The following is an 18,537-nucleotide window of genomic DNA, read 5'->3' as shown; positions in this document are numbered from 1 at the left end:
TGAAGTAGTAGAAGTTTTTATTTTTTCTACTGTCTACTATGATGGGAGCATATCATCGATAACCTGCTCTTGTTCTTGATTTTTGGCCCTGCGCCTTAACTAAATGACATGGATCGGGCCGTCCCCTGTTTCGCGCTTTAGACGGCTATTTTACGGTTTGGCCGGCAGGCCGTTCGCTTGGCGGATGAGCGCAAAATATTGGTCTGCCGTCACGGCTTGGAATTCGGGTCCAAGCGAACTGTTCAACTCGTAGACTTGCGTAGGCGTCATGTTCCATGCCAGAAGGGCGATGGATACGAACAGCGGGGAGTTGCCGTCCCAGTGCGCTTTGGCGTCCGCAAGCACCTTTTTGCCGTCTGCCACGGTGCTGATTTCGCGGAGCGTCGATACGGGAAGGCCTCCGTCCAACACTTCGACGCTGTTCGGGTTGTCATACATCAGCATCAGGCCGGGGACGCGGTACTCGTCGCGGTAAGCGGCCGCCTTCGTTTCGCTAAGCGGCAAGTTTTGGCCGTCCACCCGGTTCAGCACGTACGGGATCGTCATGCCGGTTTTTTTCATATAGGAATAAGTCTGCTTCAGGAAACTAGCGAACGAGTTGTCCGGCCAGGCGTTCGGATAAAAATATCCCGCCCCGGAAGGTCCGGCGACGAGCCGGTCATTTGCGGTCGCCGTTTCCAGGTAATGGTTCAACATGGCTGGAGCGGCGTCGTAAAGCAGCGGGCTTGACGTCCAGTTGATCGGCACCTTCCCGCGGCTGGGGTCATCCCAGAGAACGCGCATCCGGTGCTCGTTGTATTGAAGGTTGTCCCCTTCCCCAAAGGTATAGGTGACATAAATTTTGTTTTCCAGCTTTGGCGTTTTGACCGGTTTCGGATTGGCTTGTTTCGCTTTCGTTCCGGAAAAGACGGTCATGTTGCCGAAATAATCCGCCGCGAGCACGTATACGCCATGTCTCGACGTAATTTCAACGCCGCTGAATTCCCCGGCGACGTCGTTGCTGAACCAGCCTAAATAAGGCGTTCCCGGCTTGACGTCCGACATCATCTTTTCGAACAGCTCCCTTTCCTGCGGCACGTTCGAATCAAGCCAGAACACCGCGGCTTTGTTCGCAACGGCGTAATCGCGCAAAAATCCGTATGGTTCTTTCGCATCGGAGGAAACCGGCTTTACATTGCTGGCCGAAATTTTAAACTGATTCCACATGTCGACGGTGGCCGTCAGCTGCTTCGTTCCGGCCGGAGCGCTAAATTGATACACGAAATAACGCCCGTTGTCGGCGAAACGGTGGCCGTTGTTGCCTGCCGACAGCTGCGAGTTGTTCCGGTCGTAAAGATAAGGTTCTTCTTCCGCCGTGCCGGGGATGAAATGCGCAATGACCTGCCCGTCCGCTTTCACCGTCACTTCATGCACCGCCGGTCCCCAGCCGTCCTGCGGAAAAGCGTCCTCAAAGCGCAGGTAAACCGACTCTTTGCCCAGGAACCCCGACAAATCGAGATCGTATTCCTTGCGGTTTTTGGCGTCGCGTTCCTGCGTCGGTTCTTCGGCAATCGTCTTGAAAGACGCGAAATTGCCTTCCGGAAGGCGGATGGAGGTGTCGGGGCTTAATCCGATCAGCATCCGATGCGTCGTTTCGCCCCATACATGGTCAAACTGCCAGCTGTATGCGTCCACACGATCCTTGAAGCGGCCCCGCAGGTCATCGATGACAGGCAAACGATACGGTGCCGCCGCCAGCTTTTGCGCCAATTCCGGGCTTGCCACGACGGCGTTTTTCAACCCGGCCAGCGTCGTCGCCACGTTGATCGAATCCGGCAGCTGCGGATCGTAGACGATGACCCCCTTCGCTTCGCTTTTGAATGCATTGACAATGTCCCAGTAATCGTCATGCTGCGTAAACGGAACCTCCAAATCGTTCAGCCAAGTGAGTTTGCCTTCCTCCTTGCTTTCGATCAGATAGATGCGCGGCTCCTTGCGATTCACGATGCCTTGCAGGGTGGAAAGCAGCAGTTTGATATCGCCGGGCGCGTCGTAGATGTCCGCAACCTCCAGCCGCTTGACCTTGGCGAAGGTCGGGAGCTGCTGTTGATCGGGCCATGAAATCGTATGCGCCTGACCTTGCGGCTGCGCAGCCGGTTCCGCGGACGCGCCCACTGACAACGAAAGGGTGCATAATAAGGCAAGACTTATAACAATCGGCTTCTTTCGGATCACGATGAATCCACCTCGTCTTATCGTAAAATGGCGGGGGCAATCATTCGGCGCTTTACCTCCCGTTCACCTCCCCGGTCTGCCGCAACGAACGAACCATAAAATGAGTCCCCTAATATCATATTTAATATATTATATATGTTATTACAACACTTTCGACAAAACCTCCCGTGGATTCGTATGATCCAAGCTTTTTCACTTGATTTCGACGGTAATAAAAAACCGTTGTTCGCCCATCTTCTGTCCCATACCTGAGAGAATGCTATAGGGTCTGCAGCGGCAACGGCCATCAATACATAGGTCAAATAAAGCAAACCCGATCGTATTTCGGGAGTATCCTCATTTCCGTTTTCATGCCGTCATATACTGCTAAAAACGACAACGGCGGAGGGACTCAGCCATGGACGACATGCTGATCAAGGTCGACGAGGCCATCGGGGAGCTGACGGATTTCCTGACGAAAAGGCAGCGGGAGGATGGTTCCTGGCATTTTTGCTTCGAAAACGGCATCGCGATCGACGCCTACATGATCATTCTTTTGCGAATATTGGACGTCCCCAATGAAAAGATCATCCGGGAGCTGCATGACCGCATCCTGAACCAACAACAGGAGGACGGCTGCTGGAAGCTGTACCCCGATGAAAAGGATGGGAATTTGTCCGCATCGGTGGAAGCCTATTACGCCCTGCTCTATTCCGGCTATAGCCATTCGGAGGACGGGCCGATTCAGAGAGCCAAACGTTACATCCGTTCCAAAGGCGGGCTCGGCCAAGTAAACGGCATTTTGACGAAAGCGATGCTCGCCGCAACCGGCCAGCGCAAATGGCCTTTATCGGTTTCCGCGATCCCGCTGGAAATATTGTTGTTCCCCAGCTATTTTCCGATCAATTATTTCGACTTCTCCGGTTACTCCAGAGTTCATCTCACCCCGATGCTGATCATGGCGGATCGCCGTTTTTCGATCAGGCCGGCCGATGCGCCCGATCTTTCCGATCTCAAGGTTTCGCGCGAAGACGCGGAGGAACCTCTGCCTCAGCAATACCGGGACATGCAAAAGGACATTCAATCCGGATTATCGAGGCTGATCGGCACCCCGCGTTTTATTCATGAAGCCGCAACGGCCAAGGCCGAACGTTACATGCTCGAGCGGATCGAACCCGACGGCACGCTGTACAGCTACGCCAGCAGCACGATTCTTATGATCTTTGCCCTGCTTGCCTTGAAATACGAACCGAAGCACCCGGTCATCGTGCGCGCCGTGGAAGGACTGACCGCCATGCAGTGCCGTTTGGGCGGCAAAACCACGATCCAAAACTCTCCCTCCACCGTTTGGGATACGGCTCTCAGCTCCTACGCTTTGCAGGAGGCCGGGCTTTCGGCCGACGACGCTTCGGTGCGGCATGCGGCTTCGTACCTAAAGTCCGAGCAACAGCATCGAACGGCGGATTGGAGCATTCATAATCCGAACGCGGTGCCCGGCGGCTGGGGATTTTCGGAGTCCAACACGATCAATCCGGACGTGGACGATACCACGGCGGCCTTGCGGGCCATCCACGCCTTGTCCCATGGCGACCCGGCATACCGGGATTCGTGGAACCGCGGCTTGAATTGGGTTATATCCATGCAAAACCGGGACGGGGGCTGGCCTGCCTTCGAAAAAAACACCGACAACGAGCTGCTGGCCTGGCTTGCGATCGACGGCGCCAAATCGGCGGCCATCGATCCGTCGGAGGCCGATCTCACAGGACGAACGTTGGAATATCTCGGCCGTTTTGCCGGGCTTGACGTCAAACATAATTGGGTAAAACGGGGAACGGAATGGCTCGTTCGCCATCAAGAAAAGGAGGGGTCCTGGTACGGAAGATGGGGCGTTTGTTATATCTACGGGACATGGGCCGCTTTGACAGGCTTGCGGGCTGCCGGGCTGCCGGCAGGCCATGAAACGGTGCAAAAAGGAAGCCGATGGCTTTGGAGCATACAAAACCCGGACGGGGGCTGGGGCGAATCCTGCCAAAGCGACCGGTTGATGCGTTACGTCCCGCTCGGGGCAAGCACCCCTTCCCAAACGGCGTGGGCGCTTGACGCGCTGATCGCCGTACATCCGGAGCGCTCCCCCGATATGGATCGAGGAATCCTTCGACTGATCGCATCGTTGCATGAAGACGATTGGAAATCCGCTTATCCGACGGGCGCCGGCCTTCCCGGCAGCTTTTATTCCCATTACCACAGCTACCGCTATATTTGGCCGCTTCTGGCGCTTAGCCATTACAAAAAGAGCTACGGGGGCTGATTACCCTGAAGGAAGCCGGGGCTATTTCACGGCCGAAAACTGCCCCGGACTTCGTCCCCGCGGTACGGGTCACGCATATAAACCGGTGGCGATGCCGGGAATGTTACCCCGGAAAACCTCCCAGGTCAATGAAAAACGCTATCCGCAACATAATACACTTTCTGCGTATTTTTTTTGTCGGTCGGGTTGGTCACGATCGTAAAATAGACGTTGCTGTCCTTCGTCTGCACGCCTTCGATTTCATGTTTTCCCACGTTTGTAATATTCACAAGGGTTTTATACGCGCCCGTGTTTGACATCAAAGCAATTTGCGGAGTATCGCCTTCCGCGCCGCCTGACGTATAGATTTCCGTTTTTCCGAGCAGATCGGCGCCTTGGAAAGATCCGTTCGGTCTGACGATGCCGCTTCCCGACTGCGTAAAGCTGGCGACACAGGCGCGTACCGCCGCTTCGCTATCCATGCGCACTTGTTCATTGCTGTCCAAAAGCTTATTTAATGCCGCCGTGTCATAAATGGACCAGGTTACCGTGCCTTCTTTCGTTTGGACGCGGAAAACCGTATAAGTGCTGTTGCCCCCGCCGTCGACGCGGTATGTCTCGCCCAATCTCGCACCGGTCTTATTGGCGTAATTCATGTAGGTAAAGCGGTGCAGATCGGTATAATCAACGGTTTTGCCTGCCGAATATTGAAGCCTTGCGACCTGAAGCGACCAGTGGTAATCGGTCGAAGGATCCGCTTTGGAGCTGAAATAAAAATAGTTCGTATCGTTGTAAGTGTACATATCGAGGGTTTGGCCATGCCCGGCGTTGGTGACGGTCATCTCGTCGACGTACGTGGCGTCACTTCCATTGATGAGCAGTCGGGACAGATAGACGTTTCCCCCGGACCGCTGGGTGACGTAAACGTATTTTGAAGCAATATAAGCTTTCTGAACGGCCAAGTTGTGATGAAGTCCTTTCAGGTTGTAGGCCAGCTTTGCCGAAGCATTGACGGTTTTCCCGGGCGTGGCCGCAAATGCGGGCATGACGGACAATCCAAAAACAAGAACGGCGAGAACTGCGGATACGAGCATTTTAAATTTGCTTTTCATAGGGTTCAGCGCTTGAACATGTATCATTCAGATACCTCCATTTCAAATGATCATCTATGCTTCCTCTCTGCCCCTATATATTCAATAACCCAATCCTCACATGAAAAAAAACATACAAAAGGCCCAAAATCAGGAATCCCCGCCTGGGCCATTATATTCGTTTCCGCTCTCTTTTGTTGTCATATTCCGCCTGCCGTTTAACGCCTGCTGCCCGTTTTTTTGAAAAACGCCAAGGACCAAAAGAGCAAAATAATCGGGATGGCCGCTCCCATAAGCAGATTGACCGGAACATAACTCCGGAACAAAAAGTTTTTTATTTCTTCATAGTTGCTGGCGAACAAAAGCGAGCCGACCACGATCAGCCATCCGATAGGTATGATCAGCGGACGGTATGTTTTAAACTTTAAAATTTGCGCCGTTCCGAGACATAGTCCATAATAAAACACCGAAATGCGAAACATCAGGCCGACGGTCCAAAATAAAACGGCAATCGCGTCAAATCGGCTCAGGATGTTGCCCAATTGGACATAACGTATCTCGGAAAAGGTCGGAAACGACATTCTGGCCGCTTCTTCGGGGCCGAACAACGCAATGGGGCCGGTGACCGGCCCGAGAAAAAAAATGAGGTTGATAAAAGCCGCCGCTACATTAAATGAAAGCAGCTTTTTCGGATGTTTGACATACGGCAGGATCATCCCCATCACGGCGAACTCGCCCAACCACCCCATTACCGTTAACGAACCTAATCCCACGGGGCCGAATCCTTTTGCCATAATAGGAAGCAAATTGGTATAATCCTTTTTTCCTATCGTTAAAAAAACGAGGCTCATGGCAGTGATGACGAGGATGGGAAGCATGATTTGATTCATCCTTGCCATCGTTTCCAATCCTAAAAACACGATATACGCGCACAAAAGAACGATGATGATCACAAACGAGGTAAGCGGCGTTTCCAGCATGATGACTTTATAGGTTTCGGCAAATAACCGCGTGGCCAATATTCCCATCACCAAAAAATAAGCAAGATATATCACCGCCAATACCTTTCCCGGCCAAGAGAAGCGATAAAATAAAATCTCGACCAATGTCAACCCCGGAAACCGCTGACTCAGTTTCGTCAGTCCCACAATTCCGACGAGTCCCAAACATGATCCTACAATCCCTGCAATCCAGCCGTCCTGCCTGCTCTGGTTAAAAACCAGAGAAAGGATAATCAAATGTCCCATAATCGTAAGGTTTGTAATGGTTAACATCGCAGCTTGAACATTGCTGATTTTACCGGACTCAATCATGTGATGAACTCTCCCTTACCAAGGAATTATGCTGGTCATGAGCTTGGCCAGCGATGGAACGGAAACGTTGTAAATGACCATGAATGCCCCCGTAACGGCTGCAGCCATGATGGCGGCCTGAACGATTGCGGCTTTGATTTGTTTGCCCCGGATCAAGGAATACGTTTGAAATGCAACCGACCCGGCGGCAAACAAAACAACAATGATACCCATAACGATTCTCATGGTTACCTCGATTCTTCCGCCTGAAGCGGATCTGAAATCAAACCGGAACGTGTAACATGGGCTGAAACATCCAGCCGGACTTTCATTTTCTTTAAACCGTCGATTCTCCAGCTAGACTTTAATTTCGCCCATTCCTTCGGAAATCTTTTATATATAACGTCCCCGAATTCAAATATATCGGTGCCCCATTGCCTTTGTCCCTTCTGAAGCGCTTTTTCGACGTATTCGATTACTTGTTCCTTCAGTTTCAAGTTTAAATATTGAACTTCCTGGGTATTCAGGTGAAAGTCAGGACATGTGATTTCGTCTATATCTGCCTTTACATCGATGGATACCTTCATTTCCGGCTGTCCATTGACGATCATCGGAGTCTTTTGCGTTGTTACGTTTGAAAATTGTAAGCTTACCATGCCGGAGGGGTCACGTCTGCAAGGTACTTTGGCAATCCCGCCTTTGACCTTGTCGCGCAAAAACAGCACGCCGCGGGTTTCCTTCTGGTCCATCCAACCGGCAAAATGATCCTGTTTAAATACGGCGGTTCCCCGAATGCTCACTGCGGACGTTGTTTTGTTGCTTTTGATGATTTCAACGCCCTTTTCCATGGACGGACTAATTTCCCCCGTAATATGATCGGTCCTATCGCTGGATATGTCTTGAGTGAGGCGACTGATATCGCTCACCATCGTCAAGGACGTTTTGGGACTAAGCCGAATGATCCCGCGTATTTCAGCCCCCATATCCGATTTCAAATTGGGTCTCATGCCGATAATGTCCGACGCCTTGCCTTTCGAAACAAGAACATCGATATTTTTTCGGAATTCATGCTGCCTTGCAAGGATATCAAGCGCCGGAATCATTTTATCCTTTGCGGCTTCAGATCCGAAAATAATCGCCTGCAAATGAGCCCAATATACTTTTTTAGGTATTGTACTGGAGATTTTGCGTATGGAATCGAATAGATTCGTTCCCGTTGCGGAAGCGATCAAAAACGGGGATTCCATCTTTCCGCCCCCTTGACCTCCCGAGTTCATCATCGTCGGATCGACGATTAATGCACTCATTTTAAACTGGCCGTTCTCGTCAAGGTCAATCCCAAGCAGGGTGACGATCGCCAAATTGTTGATTTCATAGCTGCTCCAACAGCCGCTGATGGAACTCATGATAGTCAAAGCAAGAACAAGCTTTCCTAGCCATTGCGATCGGAAGAATCGTCTCATCTTTCCCCTCCATTATCCGCCATGTTTCCTCATTTTTTGGGAGGCAAAGGTGGCTTCAAATGACCACGCCGCACATTTTTCTCGGACAAAACCGGATTCCGGTTTTCCAAGGACCACCACGGGGCTCTAATGAAAACATCTTTCCAGCCCTTTGATACCGGAGCTATCGGAGACAGGTAGGGAACACCGAAGGAACGGATGCTGCATAAATGGGCCAGGATGAACATCAGGCCGACAATGATGCCCATTAAGCCAAACAAGCTTGCTAAAATCAGCATCGGAATATTGCCGAACCGGAAAACCTGCATAAATTTATAGTTGGGCAAGACGAACGTCGTCAATGCGGTGAGCGCGACGATAATGACCATCAAAGATCCTATGATTCCTGCTTGTACGGCTGCCTCGCCGATCACCAACGTACCGACGATGGTGACCGCACTGCCAATGGCTTTGGGCATCCGCAAACCGGCTTCCCTTACCACCTCAAAAGTGATTTGCATAAATATCGCCTCCACGACAATCGGAAAAGGCAGGTCTGCCCGAAACCCGGCGATGTGGATAAGAAAAGGGGTCGGAATCAAATCTTGATGGATCGTCGATACAGCCACATAAAAAGCCGGAAGCAGCAGCGCGATCAGCGCGCCAAAAATACGAACCAAACGGATGATGGACGCTGAATAGAAACTGTCGTAATAATCTTCGTTGGATTGAAAAAACTCAACAAAAAGCGCGGGAGCCGTTAGGGCGAAAGGGGTGCCATCGACTAAAATGGCAACTTTGCCTTCGAGCAGATCGCCGCAAATACGATCCGGACGTTCGGCATTATATATGGTTGGGAATGGAGAATACGGCGCATCCCCGATCATTTCTTCGATGTAATTGCTTCCCAGGACGGAATCGATCTCAATGCGCATGATACGCCGGCGAACTTCTTCGACGATCCCATCATTGGCAATTTCCCGAACATAAACAAGCGCCAGTCGGGTTTTCGTTTGTTTGCCCAAGGTCAAATATTGCACTTTTAACGAGGGGCTGCTGATTTTACGCCGGATCAATTTGATGTTTGTATCCAATTGTTCCACAAATCCTTCACGGGGACCGCGCACGACTTGATCCGTAGGTGGTTCCTCAATCGATCTTCCGCTGGTATCCGCCGTTTGGAACACAAACGCCGAATCCATTCCTTCCAGAAGAAGAACGGCGTTTCCTTCCAAAATATCGTTGATGATACTTGAGGTCTCGTTGGATTGTGCGATTTTGCCCGTTACAAATCTGCTGTTCAACGCCTTGAGCAATTGAGTTGAAGATTCGGGCTTAGCGGATCCTTCCAGTAAGAAATTAAAAATAACCTTTTGTATTTCGGAAAGAGCCTGATCTGCGATCATATCTTTGAAAAAAATAAACGTGCCTCTAACGTCGTCCATTTCAAGAGGCCGGAAAACAATGTCGTCGCAATCCTGAAAAATGCCCTTAAGGTTGTCCAACGATAGCGGCAGATCCTGTTGTTTGTTTTCCGATTGCTGCGGTGTTTTTTTCATCTGCTATCACCAACCCGTCAAAAGATTATACCGTAGCATTTCCTGCGGAAGAAACATTTATACCGTTTTCCAGTCCCAGTCAGAAACATTGTATTTTTGAGGGCAAAATCGACTGAACAAAACAAAAATCCCTTGATAGACAAGGGATTTTGATAGAAAAGCCTTTTTCTAAAAACCATGAAACAGCAACTGCCTTTTCTCCATCCGTTCGTTTACTGCTGAACTTCCTGCCGTTCCAGCAAATAAAAAAGATAATCCGTCGGGACCCCGGGATACCCCTGCTGCCTCAGCATCGCAGTCACATTGCCCCGGTGATACGTCCCGTGGTTGACCACGTGCCGCAGAATATCGGAAAAAACCGTGTCGAGACGGCCATGCCGCGGATGCTCGATCGTCATCGCCTTATCCGGGTCGGGCGTACGCCGCAGCAAATCGCGGAACTGTTCGGCGACGCCGGCGAACAGCCGCCTCATCTCGGCCACGCTTTTGCCCTCCGTTTCCTCTCTCCAGCCCGGAATCTTCGGAAAAATATCCTCGTTTGGCGCTTCCGCGAGTACGTACATATAAAGCTTTTCGAACACGTACATATGGCCTAACGTTTGCGACACGGACGGGAACACGCTCGTCACCTCCGCATGAAACGCATCCTCTGGTAGCTGCTCCAGGTGGGCGAACAGCTGGTCATTCGCCCAAACATGATATTCGTACAATTGATACGGTTGATCCGGCATGGAATTAAACCACCTTTCCTTTATTCGTCGTCGTTTGGCTGCAGCCTTATGCCTATCGTATACCCGATTCGCTGACAACCGTTGTCAGCGAAGTTCAATCGGGATCTTATTCGTATCGCTTTGCGATTCCGCATGCCGTTTCCCGGTCCCGCTTCTTCACTGCCTCCTTCACCGGCTTCATTTTATTGCATTTGCAACAAAAATGCTATAATATTTATAAAAGGTTCCGGTAAACAAAAGGAATGGATGGAGGCCCATGTATGAAGGAGATTCTGCGTGAAATCGGAATGATCGCCAGGGCATTGGATTCGATCAGCAATATAGAATTTAAAGAATATGACCTTACCAAAGGGCAATATTTGTACCTTGTCCGAATATGTGAAAACCCGGGCATCATTCAAGAAAAGTTGGCCGAAATGATTAAAGTAGACCGAACGACCGCGGCTCGGGCGATCCAAAAACTTGAAATGAACGGCTTTATTGAAAAAAAAGACGATGAACATAACAAAAAAATAAAAAAGCTTTTTCCAACCGAAAAAGGGAAACATGTTTTTCCTTTTATCAAAAGGGAAAACGATCATTCGAATCGTGTCGCTCTGGCCGGATTTTCCGAACAAGAAGCGGAGACCGTTTTTCATTTTCTTCAAAGAATGAGAAAAAACATCGAAATCGACTGGGAATACGTCAAAAAGGGGAACAAGAGAAACTATTGATTTTATATAAAGGAGCCGTATTTTAATGACTGTAAAGATAAAAAAATGCCGACATGAGGATTTGCAAACACTGCAAGAAATAAGCATTGAAACATTCAACGATACATTTAAAGATCAGAACTCGCCCGAAAATATGAAAGCTTATTTGGAAAGGGCGTTTCACCCTAAACAGCTGGAAAAGGAATGGGCCCATCCCTCTTCGGAATTCTTTTTCATCTGTTTCGACGAAGAATTAGCCGGATATTTAAAGGTCAATTGGGATGATGCCCAAACCGAAAAAATGGGTGCTGAGTCGCTCGAAATTGAAAGGATTTATATCAGACATAAATTTCAAAAAAAAGGGCTTGGGAAAGATCTCATAAACAAAGCGGTGGAAATAGCCAGGAATCAAAACAAAAAGACGGTCTGGCTGGGAGTTTGGGAAAAGAATGAGAACGCAATAACATTTTATGAAAAAATGGGTTTTGTTCGAACGGGGGCTCACTCCTTTTATATGGGAGATGAAGAGCAAATCGACTTTATTTTGACCAAAACGCTGGCATAGTAACGCAACAGAAAAACCCTTGTTATGCAAGGGTTTTTCTATTACGGAGTTGGGAAGATGAATCTATAGCGAGAACCTCCCTCGCCGCTTCTATGAAAGATAACATGATGGGTGAAAGCCACTTGTCTTTATGCCATGACATCTGCGTATACACGTGAAGGTCCGGAATTTGCCATGGAAGAGCAACAAGTTCGCCCCGTTCAACTTCGGCTTCCACTACGATTTCAGGAAGAAAGGCAATGCCGATTCCCGAAATGGCGCATTGTTTAATGGCTTCCGCACTTTGAAACTCTAAATACGTAATACTATCAATGCCCTCTTTCTCAAATGACCGGTCAAACATCGTTCGATAGGGACAACCCTTTTCATTCGTCAGGAACACTTCCCCGTGAAAATCATCCAGCTGCAGCACCTTTCGTTTGGCGAGCGGATGGTCCGGAGCGGCGAAAAGGCGGAAATTTTCCTCCACCAACGGCTCTACCTTAAGCCCACTTGAGCGAATCGGTTCGTCCAACATAAAGACGACATCGGCAGTTCCCTCAAATAGTGCTTGTTTGAGCTCCAGATTGGGAACGGAGCGGAAGATCAGACGGACTCCCGGATGCTGCGAACGAAATCGTTGAAAGACAGCCGGAAGCCGATAGGCGCAAATCACCTCGTTGGCACTGATCGTTAGGGTGCCGCTTAGCACTTCATTGTCGTGAACGACGGTGCGAGCTTCGTCCAATTTTTCCAGAACGCTTTGGATCTGGGTTAAAAAGCGTTTACCCGCATGCGTGAGAACAAGCTGCTTCCCCAAGCGGTCAAAGAGACGAACATCCAGCTCATCCTCCAATGCTTTGATTTGCATCGTGACGTTGGAGGGGACGTAGTTCAACGCTTCCGCAGCCCGACTGAAATTTAAAGTTGCTGCAACCGTGCGGAACGTAATCAGTTGGCGCAATTCCATCATACGGTCCCCCTTTTTGTTTTCAATATTATTGAATGCTAGTATGAAAACCATTCACTTTTATTGAGAGTATCACAGATCTATACTAACAACAAGAAACACATTCTTAATGTATGGTTCATTTTGAAGGGAGAGACAACACGATGGATTATGAGATTTTTGATTTGGGCGACGTAACCTTGCAATCGGGAGTGACATTACCGGGCGCTTTTCTGGCTTATAAGACTTATGGAAGATTGAATGAAAAAAAAGATAATGTCATCGTCTATCCAACGGCTTTTGGCGACCAGCATGTTCAGAATGAATGGTTGATTGGAAGCGGCATGGCGCTGGATCCAGAACAATATTTCATCATCGTTCCAAATCTGCTGGGCAACGGGTTATCTTCGTCTCCCAGCAACACGCCTTCGCCATTCGACCGGGCGAATTTTCCGCAGGTAACGATCTATGACAACGTTCAATTCCAGCATCGGCTGGTGACCGAAAAATTCGGCATTCAAAAGATCGCTCTCGTCGTTGGTTGGTCCATGGGAGGCATTCAAGCATTCCAATGGGGGGCAAGTTATCCCGACATGGTAGAACGGATTGCGCCTTTCGCCGGCGTGGCCAAGACCTGGCCCCAAACGTACGTGGTTCTGGAAGGGATGAAAGCTCCGCTCATGGCTGCAGTCGGCTTCGATTCAAGCAAATTGAACCAGTTGACTTCCGCAGACATGCGCGCCGTTGGCCGTGTCTATGCAGGATGGGGCGTATCGTCAGCGTTTTACAGAAAGGAACTTTATCGTGAGATGGGATTTGACTCCTTGGCGGATTTTATGGTCGGCGTCTGGGAAAATAGCTTTATGCAGATGGATCCGCACAATGTCCTAGCCATGTTATGGACGGGCCAACATGCAGATATTAGCGCAAATCCCGCCTACAACGGAGATTTCGATAAGGCGCTGGGGAGCATTAAAGCACTTGCCTGCGTCATGCCGGGAAGCACGGATCTCTTCTGCCCGGCGGACGATAACGAATACGAGGCAAAGCGTATACCTAATGCTGAATTTAAACCGATCGAGTCGGTCTGGGGCCATTTTGCAGGCCGCGGAATCAATAGTAGCGATAATCAGTTCATTGATGATAACTTAAAACGCTTGTTGGCAACTCGTAGGAACGGATAAAATGTGAGAATATGTTCCCGTCATGAGGTCACCAGAACTTACTGGTCGACCTTCAATCATAATTTATTCAGACGTAGAAACAAGCCTTTAAACACTTGGAAATCCTTGTGTTTAAAGGCTTTTTAGAGATTAGATTTTGGAGGGCCCATTGGCCGTCCTCTTCAAACCTTTTTAACCCTCTGCTCTATTCCATCAAGTAATAAGAGGATTCCGGAATTAAAAAGTTCATCAGAACCCATCAATTTAAACATATCTTCTTCGTGCATCCGTTGAAGCAATGCAAATTGCGAAAGATCCACATGGGTATTTTCGTTATGATCCTCCTCTAACGATATCTGCAACATACGTTGTTCATATTCTTCAACGGCAAAATTGATGACGTAGTTAAAAAAATGGGTCGTATATGAAAATTTTTGTTTATCCGTCAACGAGGTAGGTTCGATCATCTGCAATAGACATTCGAACAATTCCATAAAGTCAGCCTCTGGCCTTGACTTCATCAGAAGCTGACCGGAACAAGGGAATTGCTGAAGCTTGCTTCGAATAACCGTTGCGCTTAGTTGAAGCCTTTCTCGCCAGTCTCCTTGTTTGGGAAGATCGCTTATGATTTCTTTTGAAACCAGGTTGGCCAACGTTTGATAAAGGACTTGCTTACTCTCGAAGTACCAATAAATCGTGGGCGCTTGAACATTCAATTCCTTGGAGAGGTTTCTCATCGTAAAATTTTCGATTCCTTGGTCGGAGAGAAGCTTCCATGAGGCTGCAATGATTTTCTCTTCGCTGATATGTGGCCTGCGTTTAGGCATAAAAAACACTCCAACTCCATTCCAAAAATTCTTATATGACTTATTATACTCTATATAACAGGGAGCTTTGCAAGGAACATGCCTAAAACACTGATCCACACGGAATTAAAAAAAAATCCTAGTTATTCCTCCAATTCTACATCTTCAGAGGGCAACGGCTTCTGGTTGAACATCCTTTCTCCTGCTTTCGAGGAAAGCCGTACATCCCTCATCCCCCGTTCAATGGCACTCACTTCATAATCGCGTAAAGCGGCCAAAAGTTCCTTTTCCCCGTTTTTCACGTTGATTAATTCCTTCGAGAGCTCATAGGCATCAAAGAGTGCCGCATTCCCGCCGATCCCTGCCGGTGTCATGGGATGCAGGGCGTCTCCCAGCAAAACGAGCTGGGTCGTTTCTTTCCAAGGCTTATACGGCAGAACGTTACGAAGGTGATAAACAGCCGTTTTCTCGGGATCCGCCAATTCCAACATCCGTTTTACTTGTGGGTGCCAGTGTTTGGTTTTCTCTTGAGTAAAGGATAACAATTCGAACCCGTTCAACTGGAAAAGCTGCTCGTCAGGGATCCCAAACCACTCGGGCGAGCACGCAAACACAGCGTACAGGTAATCCTGTTGAGGAGAAATCTTCACATTTAGGGACATGGATGCCGGTAATTGCTCAATATTCGGCTTGAAAGCCATCTCTTCAAGAAGAAGGGAAACCGGAGCATCTCCTTCCGGGTTTAGAAGGCCTCTCATGCTGCCATCCCCAATGAGCATATTCAGTTCCTTTCTCCGCTCCTCATCCAGAAATGCCTTGGTATAAAGAGCCCTGCCACCCGTATCGAAAATTTTCACCCCAGGCTTGTACTGTTGCCGGACTTTGGAGCCTCCCCCGTCAGCCCCAACCAGGACATCCGCATCCATATGCTCCCCATTATCGAACCACGCTCTTAAGCGTCCGTTTTCCAACCTTTCATAATGGGTAAATCGGTATCCGAAGCTGATCCTGTCGCCTAGTTCGCCAAGCAACACTTCACGAAAGGTAAACCGGTTTACGGATGGCGAGGCTTCCGCTTTATTGTACATGTGGTGCTGTTCGCCCGTGGGTTCCAAAGAAACCGGATCCAAGAAGACAGGGTGTGCCGGTCCTATAACGGATGTTTCCATATAGAGATCGTAAAGTTTTTCAGGAAGGCAAAACCGCAGCGCATTGGATCCATTTTCATTTATTTTGATTCGATAGCCTGTTTGAACAAAATGATCTGCATGCTCACGTTCACAAACATGGAAATCAATGTGATTTTTTTTCAAACTTTGTGCCAATGCAAGTCCGCCGATACCGCCACCGATAATAACTACAGATAGTGATTTCATATCATTTCACCCTTCTTTAACTTAGTTAAATTTATCTTACACCGTTATATTACAAATAACCACCTCTGTTTGTCAATGATTTTGGAGGGCACAACCGAAACATTCTCACCATGTAAGCCGAGGTCTATGAAAAAGACAAATTCTTGCTTCACCGTCGCCGGTTGACTCTGTCGGGATCCATCCTGTCCCTTCTGCTGAACCCCGTGCCGATCAAGCCCAATGTCCTTGCCTGGATCAACTGAACGTGGAGCTTACCGGCATCGATAAAGAAGATACAAAAAAACTGCCGACACTTTGCCGACAGTCCGGAGCTTCCGAATTGGGTGACCTATTCACATGCTTTGACGCCATGAACCGTGCCGATGAGAAATCGAGTCTTTTAGAGCCTCTCTTGACACTGACCGCGCCTATTCTTGTCTCGTTTAACTTGGCGATCTGCTCGACAGTGAAATGATACGGGCAGCTCCCGGGGGATTACAGCGCCGGGCATCAAAGCAAAGCATTGAGAAAAAAGGCATTTTCTTAGCTGGCTGTTTGCTCCCAAATAGGGGCCAATTGAACCGATATAACCTCAACGACTTCTTCAAACATCGTTTCCACGGAGCGATCTTGAGGGTTCTGGCTCCACTGCAAAGCCGATCCGAATATGCTCCAACTGATCACGAGTGCCATCGCTTCCAACTTTTTTCGCGAAAAGCTCTGTATGTCCAATTCATTAACCCGTTTAAGCAGGAATCGATGAAGATCCTGATGCATGGCATTTTCAAACATCGCCTCAAACGGCTTGTCTCCCGGCGTACTGCATTGATGAAACTGCAAAAGAAAATCGAATATCGTTTGAATAAGGATTCGCAAATGGTCGGCATTGCATGTTGTTTCTTCCGGCAGTCTATCCCTTATAGCCTTTTGAAACTTTTCCGTCATCCAATATTCAAGAAAGTCATGTTTATCCTGAAAATGCGCATAAAATGTTGTTCGATTGACGGTTGCTTGATTCGTGATATCGTGCACGGAAATGGAATAGATGTTTCTCTTTTTCCCAACCAAATCGTTAAAAGCTTGCACAAACAATTGACGGGTTCTTTTAACACGCGGATCCTCGGGATTTACCGACATTTTACCCCCTTCTTTCTCTTGAACTCGATAACAGACAAAAGGCTAGAAATGTTGGAAACACAACAAAAACAGCTTTTTGCAGGTTGTTGGCATTACGCAATCCTATTATCTTTTATCTAAGAAGTTGTTCAAAAAAGTCACTGAACATGCACTTAACGCTTATGATTGCACAAACCAAATCGTATGGCAAGAAACTCTTGTTCTGGTTTGCAAAACGAAAGGATGAGTAGAAATGATCGTTGTTACAGGAGCGAATGGAAAATTAGGTCGGAAGGTCGTAGAAGAACTTCTCAAACGTGTTCCTGCCGGGGAAATTGGCGTAAGTGTCCGTGATGTGAACAAGGCACAGGATCTACAAGAACGCGGCGTTCGTGTTCGCCAAGGAAGTTTCGATGATTCCGAAAGTCTTCTTCGCGCCTTTGAGGAAGCGTCTCAAGTTCTCATGATCTCGTCCCACTCCTTGGGAGAAGTTGCTGTTCGTCACCATCAAACCGCAATCGAAACGGCAAAAAAAGCCGGTGTTCGTCGACTGCTGTACACGAGCCAAATGTTTTCGCCTGCAACGTCGCATTTTCCCCCCATGGACGTTCATGCTGCTACGGAAGAGCTGCTAAAATCTTCAGGAATGACTTTCACGTCGCTGCGAAACGGCTTTTATGCCGCATCAGCGAAAATGTGGATGGGGGATGCCTTGAAAACAGGGGAATTGATTGCTCCGGAAGACGGTCCTGTTGCCTGGACCACCCATTCCGACCTGGCTGAAGCCACAGCGGTCATCCTGACAGAGCAGGGATATGACGGTATAACGCCTAACCTTACGGCTTCCGAAGCGATTGACATGGATGGAATCGCATCGATTGCTTCCAAAATCTTGGACCGACCGATTCGGCGAATGGTCGTGTCGGATGATGAATATCGGAACCACTTGCTGTCCCGAGGGCTGCCGGAAGCGATGGTCGGTATGCTTGCAGGGATGTTTCAGGCAAGCCGACAAGGAGATTTCTCGCAAACCAATCCCGCTTTGGAAAACCTGATTGGCAGATCCCCGGTAAATTTTGCGGATTTCTTAAAAGACTCGATTTCTCAATAACTCGTTAACACTGACTGTTTGGGAACATCGGAAGAGGGGTGTCCACTATGGATGCCCTGGTCCATTCTTGACAAAAGGCGGACACCTAGGAACAATGATTTATCGTTGTGACCAATCGTGTGACCTCGAAAACAAAAACGAACAATTTACACGTAGGAAAAACCCGCCAAACACTCGGAAATCCTTGTGTCCAGCGGGTTTTTAGC

Annotated in this window: 16 protein-coding genes; 5 read left to right on the top strand and 11 right to left on the bottom strand. The window is 48.7% G+C overall.

The features are described from left to right. Nucleotides 1–150: 150 nt before the first annotated feature. The gene (locus GQY55_RS18315; protein WP_236575696.1) at nt 151–2,154 is read right to left on the bottom strand and encodes a GxGYxYP domain-containing protein; all 2,004 of its coding nucleotides are present in this window, start codon (nt 2,152–2,154) and stop codon (nt 151–153) included. Between the two features lie 457 nt (nt 2,155–2,611). Between GQY55_RS18315 and shc the strand changes: the two genes are divergently transcribed. Further along, entirely contained in the window at nt 2,612–4,501 is a 1,890-nt protein-coding gene (gene shc, locus GQY55_RS18310; protein WP_160043306.1) for a squalene--hopene cyclase, read from the top strand. 125 nt (nt 4,502–4,626) lie between these two features. On the opposite strand, the gene GQY55_RS18305 is transcribed toward shc, so the two are convergent. The 6 genes from GQY55_RS18305 to GQY55_RS18280 all read right to left on the bottom strand — a co-directional run bounded on the left by GQY55_RS18305 (nt 4,627) and on the right by GQY55_RS18280 (nt 10,595). Next, a complete protein-coding gene (locus GQY55_RS18305; RefSeq protein WP_160043305.1) occupies nt 4,627–5,619 on the bottom strand; it encodes a phage baseplate protein in 993 nt (330 codons plus the stop codon). 170 nt (nt 5,620–5,789) lie between these two features. Then, nucleotides 5,790–6,884, bottom strand: coding sequence for a GerAB/ArcD/ProY family transporter (locus GQY55_RS18300; protein WP_160043304.1), 1,095 nt, complete (start codon nt 6,882–6,884; stop codon nt 5,790–5,792). Between the two features lie 15 nt (nt 6,885–6,899). Beyond that, nucleotides 6,900–7,097 carry a hypothetical protein gene (locus GQY55_RS18295; RefSeq protein ID WP_160043303.1) on the bottom strand — a complete coding sequence of 66 codons (198 nt, stop codon included), beginning with the start codon at nt 7,095–7,097 and terminating at the stop codon, nt 6,900–6,902. A gap of 14 nt (nt 7,098–7,111) precedes the next feature. Continuing rightward, a complete protein-coding gene (locus GQY55_RS18290; protein WP_160043302.1) occupies nt 7,112–8,326 on the bottom strand; it encodes a Ger(x)C family spore germination protein in 1,215 nt (404 codons plus the stop codon). Nucleotides 8,327–8,355: 29 nt separating this feature from the next. Then, on the bottom strand, nt 8,356–9,864 hold the full coding sequence (locus GQY55_RS18285; RefSeq protein WP_160043301.1) for a spore germination protein: 1,509 nt from the start codon (nt 9,862–9,864) through the stop codon (nt 8,356–8,358). A gap of 212 nt (nt 9,865–10,076) precedes the next feature. Then, nucleotides 10,077–10,595: a DinB family protein gene (locus GQY55_RS18280; protein ID WP_160043300.1), complete on the bottom strand. Its 519-nt coding sequence runs from the start codon at nt 10,593–10,595 to the stop codon at nt 10,077–10,079. 260 nt (nt 10,596–10,855) lie between these two features. On the opposite strand from GQY55_RS18280, the gene GQY55_RS18275 reads away from it, so the two are divergent. Further along, on the top strand, nt 10,856–11,308 hold the full coding sequence (locus GQY55_RS18275) for a MarR family winged helix-turn-helix transcriptional regulator (RefSeq protein WP_160043299.1): 453 nt from the start codon (nt 10,856–10,858) through the stop codon (nt 11,306–11,308). Nucleotides 11,309–11,333: 25 nt separating this feature from the next. Further along, a complete protein-coding gene (locus tag GQY55_RS18270) occupies nt 11,334–11,852 on the top strand; it encodes a GNAT family N-acetyltransferase (protein WP_160043298.1) in 519 nt (172 codons plus the stop codon). 22 nt (nt 11,853–11,874) lie between these two features. Here GQY55_RS18270 and GQY55_RS18265 read toward each other — a convergent pair whose 3' ends face one another. Continuing rightward, nucleotides 11,875–12,801 carry a LysR family transcriptional regulator gene (locus GQY55_RS18265; RefSeq protein WP_160043329.1) on the bottom strand — a complete coding sequence of 309 codons (927 nt, stop codon included), beginning with the start codon at nt 12,799–12,801 and terminating at the stop codon, nt 11,875–11,877. Between the two features lie 143 nt (nt 12,802–12,944). Between GQY55_RS18265 and GQY55_RS18260 the strand changes: the two genes are divergently transcribed. After that, the gene (locus tag GQY55_RS18260) at nt 12,945–13,964 is read left to right on the top strand and encodes an alpha/beta fold hydrolase (RefSeq protein WP_160043297.1); all 1,020 of its coding nucleotides are present in this window, start codon (nt 12,945–12,947) and stop codon (nt 13,962–13,964) included. 161 nt (nt 13,965–14,125) lie between these two features. Here GQY55_RS18260 and GQY55_RS18255 read toward each other — a convergent pair whose 3' ends face one another. The 3 genes from GQY55_RS18255 to GQY55_RS18245 form a co-directional block, all read right to left on the bottom strand. After that, a complete protein-coding gene (locus tag GQY55_RS18255) occupies nt 14,126–14,770 on the bottom strand; it encodes a TetR/AcrR family transcriptional regulator (RefSeq protein WP_160043296.1) in 645 nt (214 codons plus the stop codon). A 122-nt stretch (nt 14,771–14,892) separates the two neighbouring features. Beyond that, on the bottom strand, nt 14,893–16,125 hold the full coding sequence (locus GQY55_RS18250; protein ID WP_160043295.1) for an FAD-dependent oxidoreductase: 1,233 nt from the start codon (nt 16,123–16,125) through the stop codon (nt 14,893–14,895). 522 nt (nt 16,126–16,647) lie between these two features. Next, nucleotides 16,648–17,241: a TetR/AcrR family transcriptional regulator gene (locus GQY55_RS18245; RefSeq protein ID WP_160043294.1), complete on the bottom strand. Its 594-nt coding sequence runs from the start codon at nt 17,239–17,241 to the stop codon at nt 16,648–16,650. A gap of 232 nt (nt 17,242–17,473) precedes the next feature. On the opposite strand from GQY55_RS18245, the gene GQY55_RS18240 reads away from it, so the two are divergent. Beyond that, complete coding sequence (locus GQY55_RS18240) at nt 17,474–18,331, top strand: SDR family oxidoreductase (protein WP_160043293.1); 858 nt, start codon at nt 17,474–17,476, stop codon at nt 18,329–18,331. The last annotated feature ends 206 nt before the right edge of the window (nt 18,332–18,537 follow it).

The sequence above is a fragment of the Paenibacillus sp. USDA918EY genome (assembly GCF_009870825.1).
Taxonomy (GTDB): Bacteria; Bacillota; Bacilli; order Paenibacillales; family Paenibacillaceae; genus Paenibacillus_AQ; species Paenibacillus_AQ albilobatus.
This window is presented reverse-complemented; position numbering and strand designations above follow the sequence as displayed.

Bases quoted from the DNA above. Each gene is read 5' to 3' on its own strand.
- shc (WP_160043306.1), top strand. From the start codon at position 2,612: ATGGACGACATGCTGATCAAGGTCGACGAGGCCATCGGGGAGCTGACG.
- GQY55_RS18305 (WP_160043305.1), bottom strand. From the start codon at position 5,619: ATGATACATGTTCAAGCGCTGAACCCTATGAAAAGCAAATTTAAAATG.
- GQY55_RS18300 (WP_160043304.1), bottom strand. From the start codon at position 6,884: ATGATTGAGTCCGGTAAAATCAGCAATGTTCAAGCTGCGATGTTAACC.
- GQY55_RS18295 (WP_160043303.1), bottom strand. From the start codon at position 7,097: ATGGGTATCATTGTTGTTTTGTTTGCCGCCGGGTCGGTTGCATTTCAA.
- GQY55_RS18290 (WP_160043302.1), bottom strand. From the start codon at position 8,326: ATGAGACGATTCTTCCGATCGCAATGGCTAGGAAAGCTTGTTCTTGCT.
- GQY55_RS18285 (WP_160043301.1), bottom strand. From the start codon at position 9,864: ATGAAAAAAACACCGCAGCAATCGGAAAACAAACAACAGGATCTGCCG.
- GQY55_RS18280 (WP_160043300.1), bottom strand. From the start codon at position 10,595: ATGCCGGATCAACCGTATCAATTGTACGAATATCATGTTTGGGCGAAT.
- GQY55_RS18275 (WP_160043299.1), top strand. From the start codon at position 10,856: ATGAAGGAGATTCTGCGTGAAATCGGAATGATCGCCAGGGCATTGGAT.
- GQY55_RS18270 (WP_160043298.1), top strand. From the start codon at position 11,334: ATGACTGTAAAGATAAAAAAATGCCGACATGAGGATTTGCAAACACTG.
- GQY55_RS18265 (WP_160043329.1), bottom strand. From the start codon at position 12,801: ATGGAATTGCGCCAACTGATTACGTTCCGCACGGTTGCAGCAACTTTA.
- GQY55_RS18260 (WP_160043297.1), top strand. From the start codon at position 12,945: ATGGATTATGAGATTTTTGATTTGGGCGACGTAACCTTGCAATCGGGA.
- GQY55_RS18255 (WP_160043296.1), bottom strand. From the start codon at position 14,770: ATGCCTAAACGCAGGCCACATATCAGCGAAGAGAAAATCATTGCAGCC.
- GQY55_RS18250 (WP_160043295.1), bottom strand. From the start codon at position 16,125: ATGAAATCACTATCTGTAGTTATTATCGGTGGCGGTATCGGCGGACTT.
- GQY55_RS18245 (WP_160043294.1), bottom strand. From the start codon at position 17,241: ATGTCGGTAAATCCCGAGGATCCGCGTGTTAAAAGAACCCGTCAATTG.
- GQY55_RS18240 (WP_160043293.1), top strand. From the start codon at position 17,474: ATGATCGTTGTTACAGGAGCGAATGGAAAATTAGGTCGGAAGGTCGTA.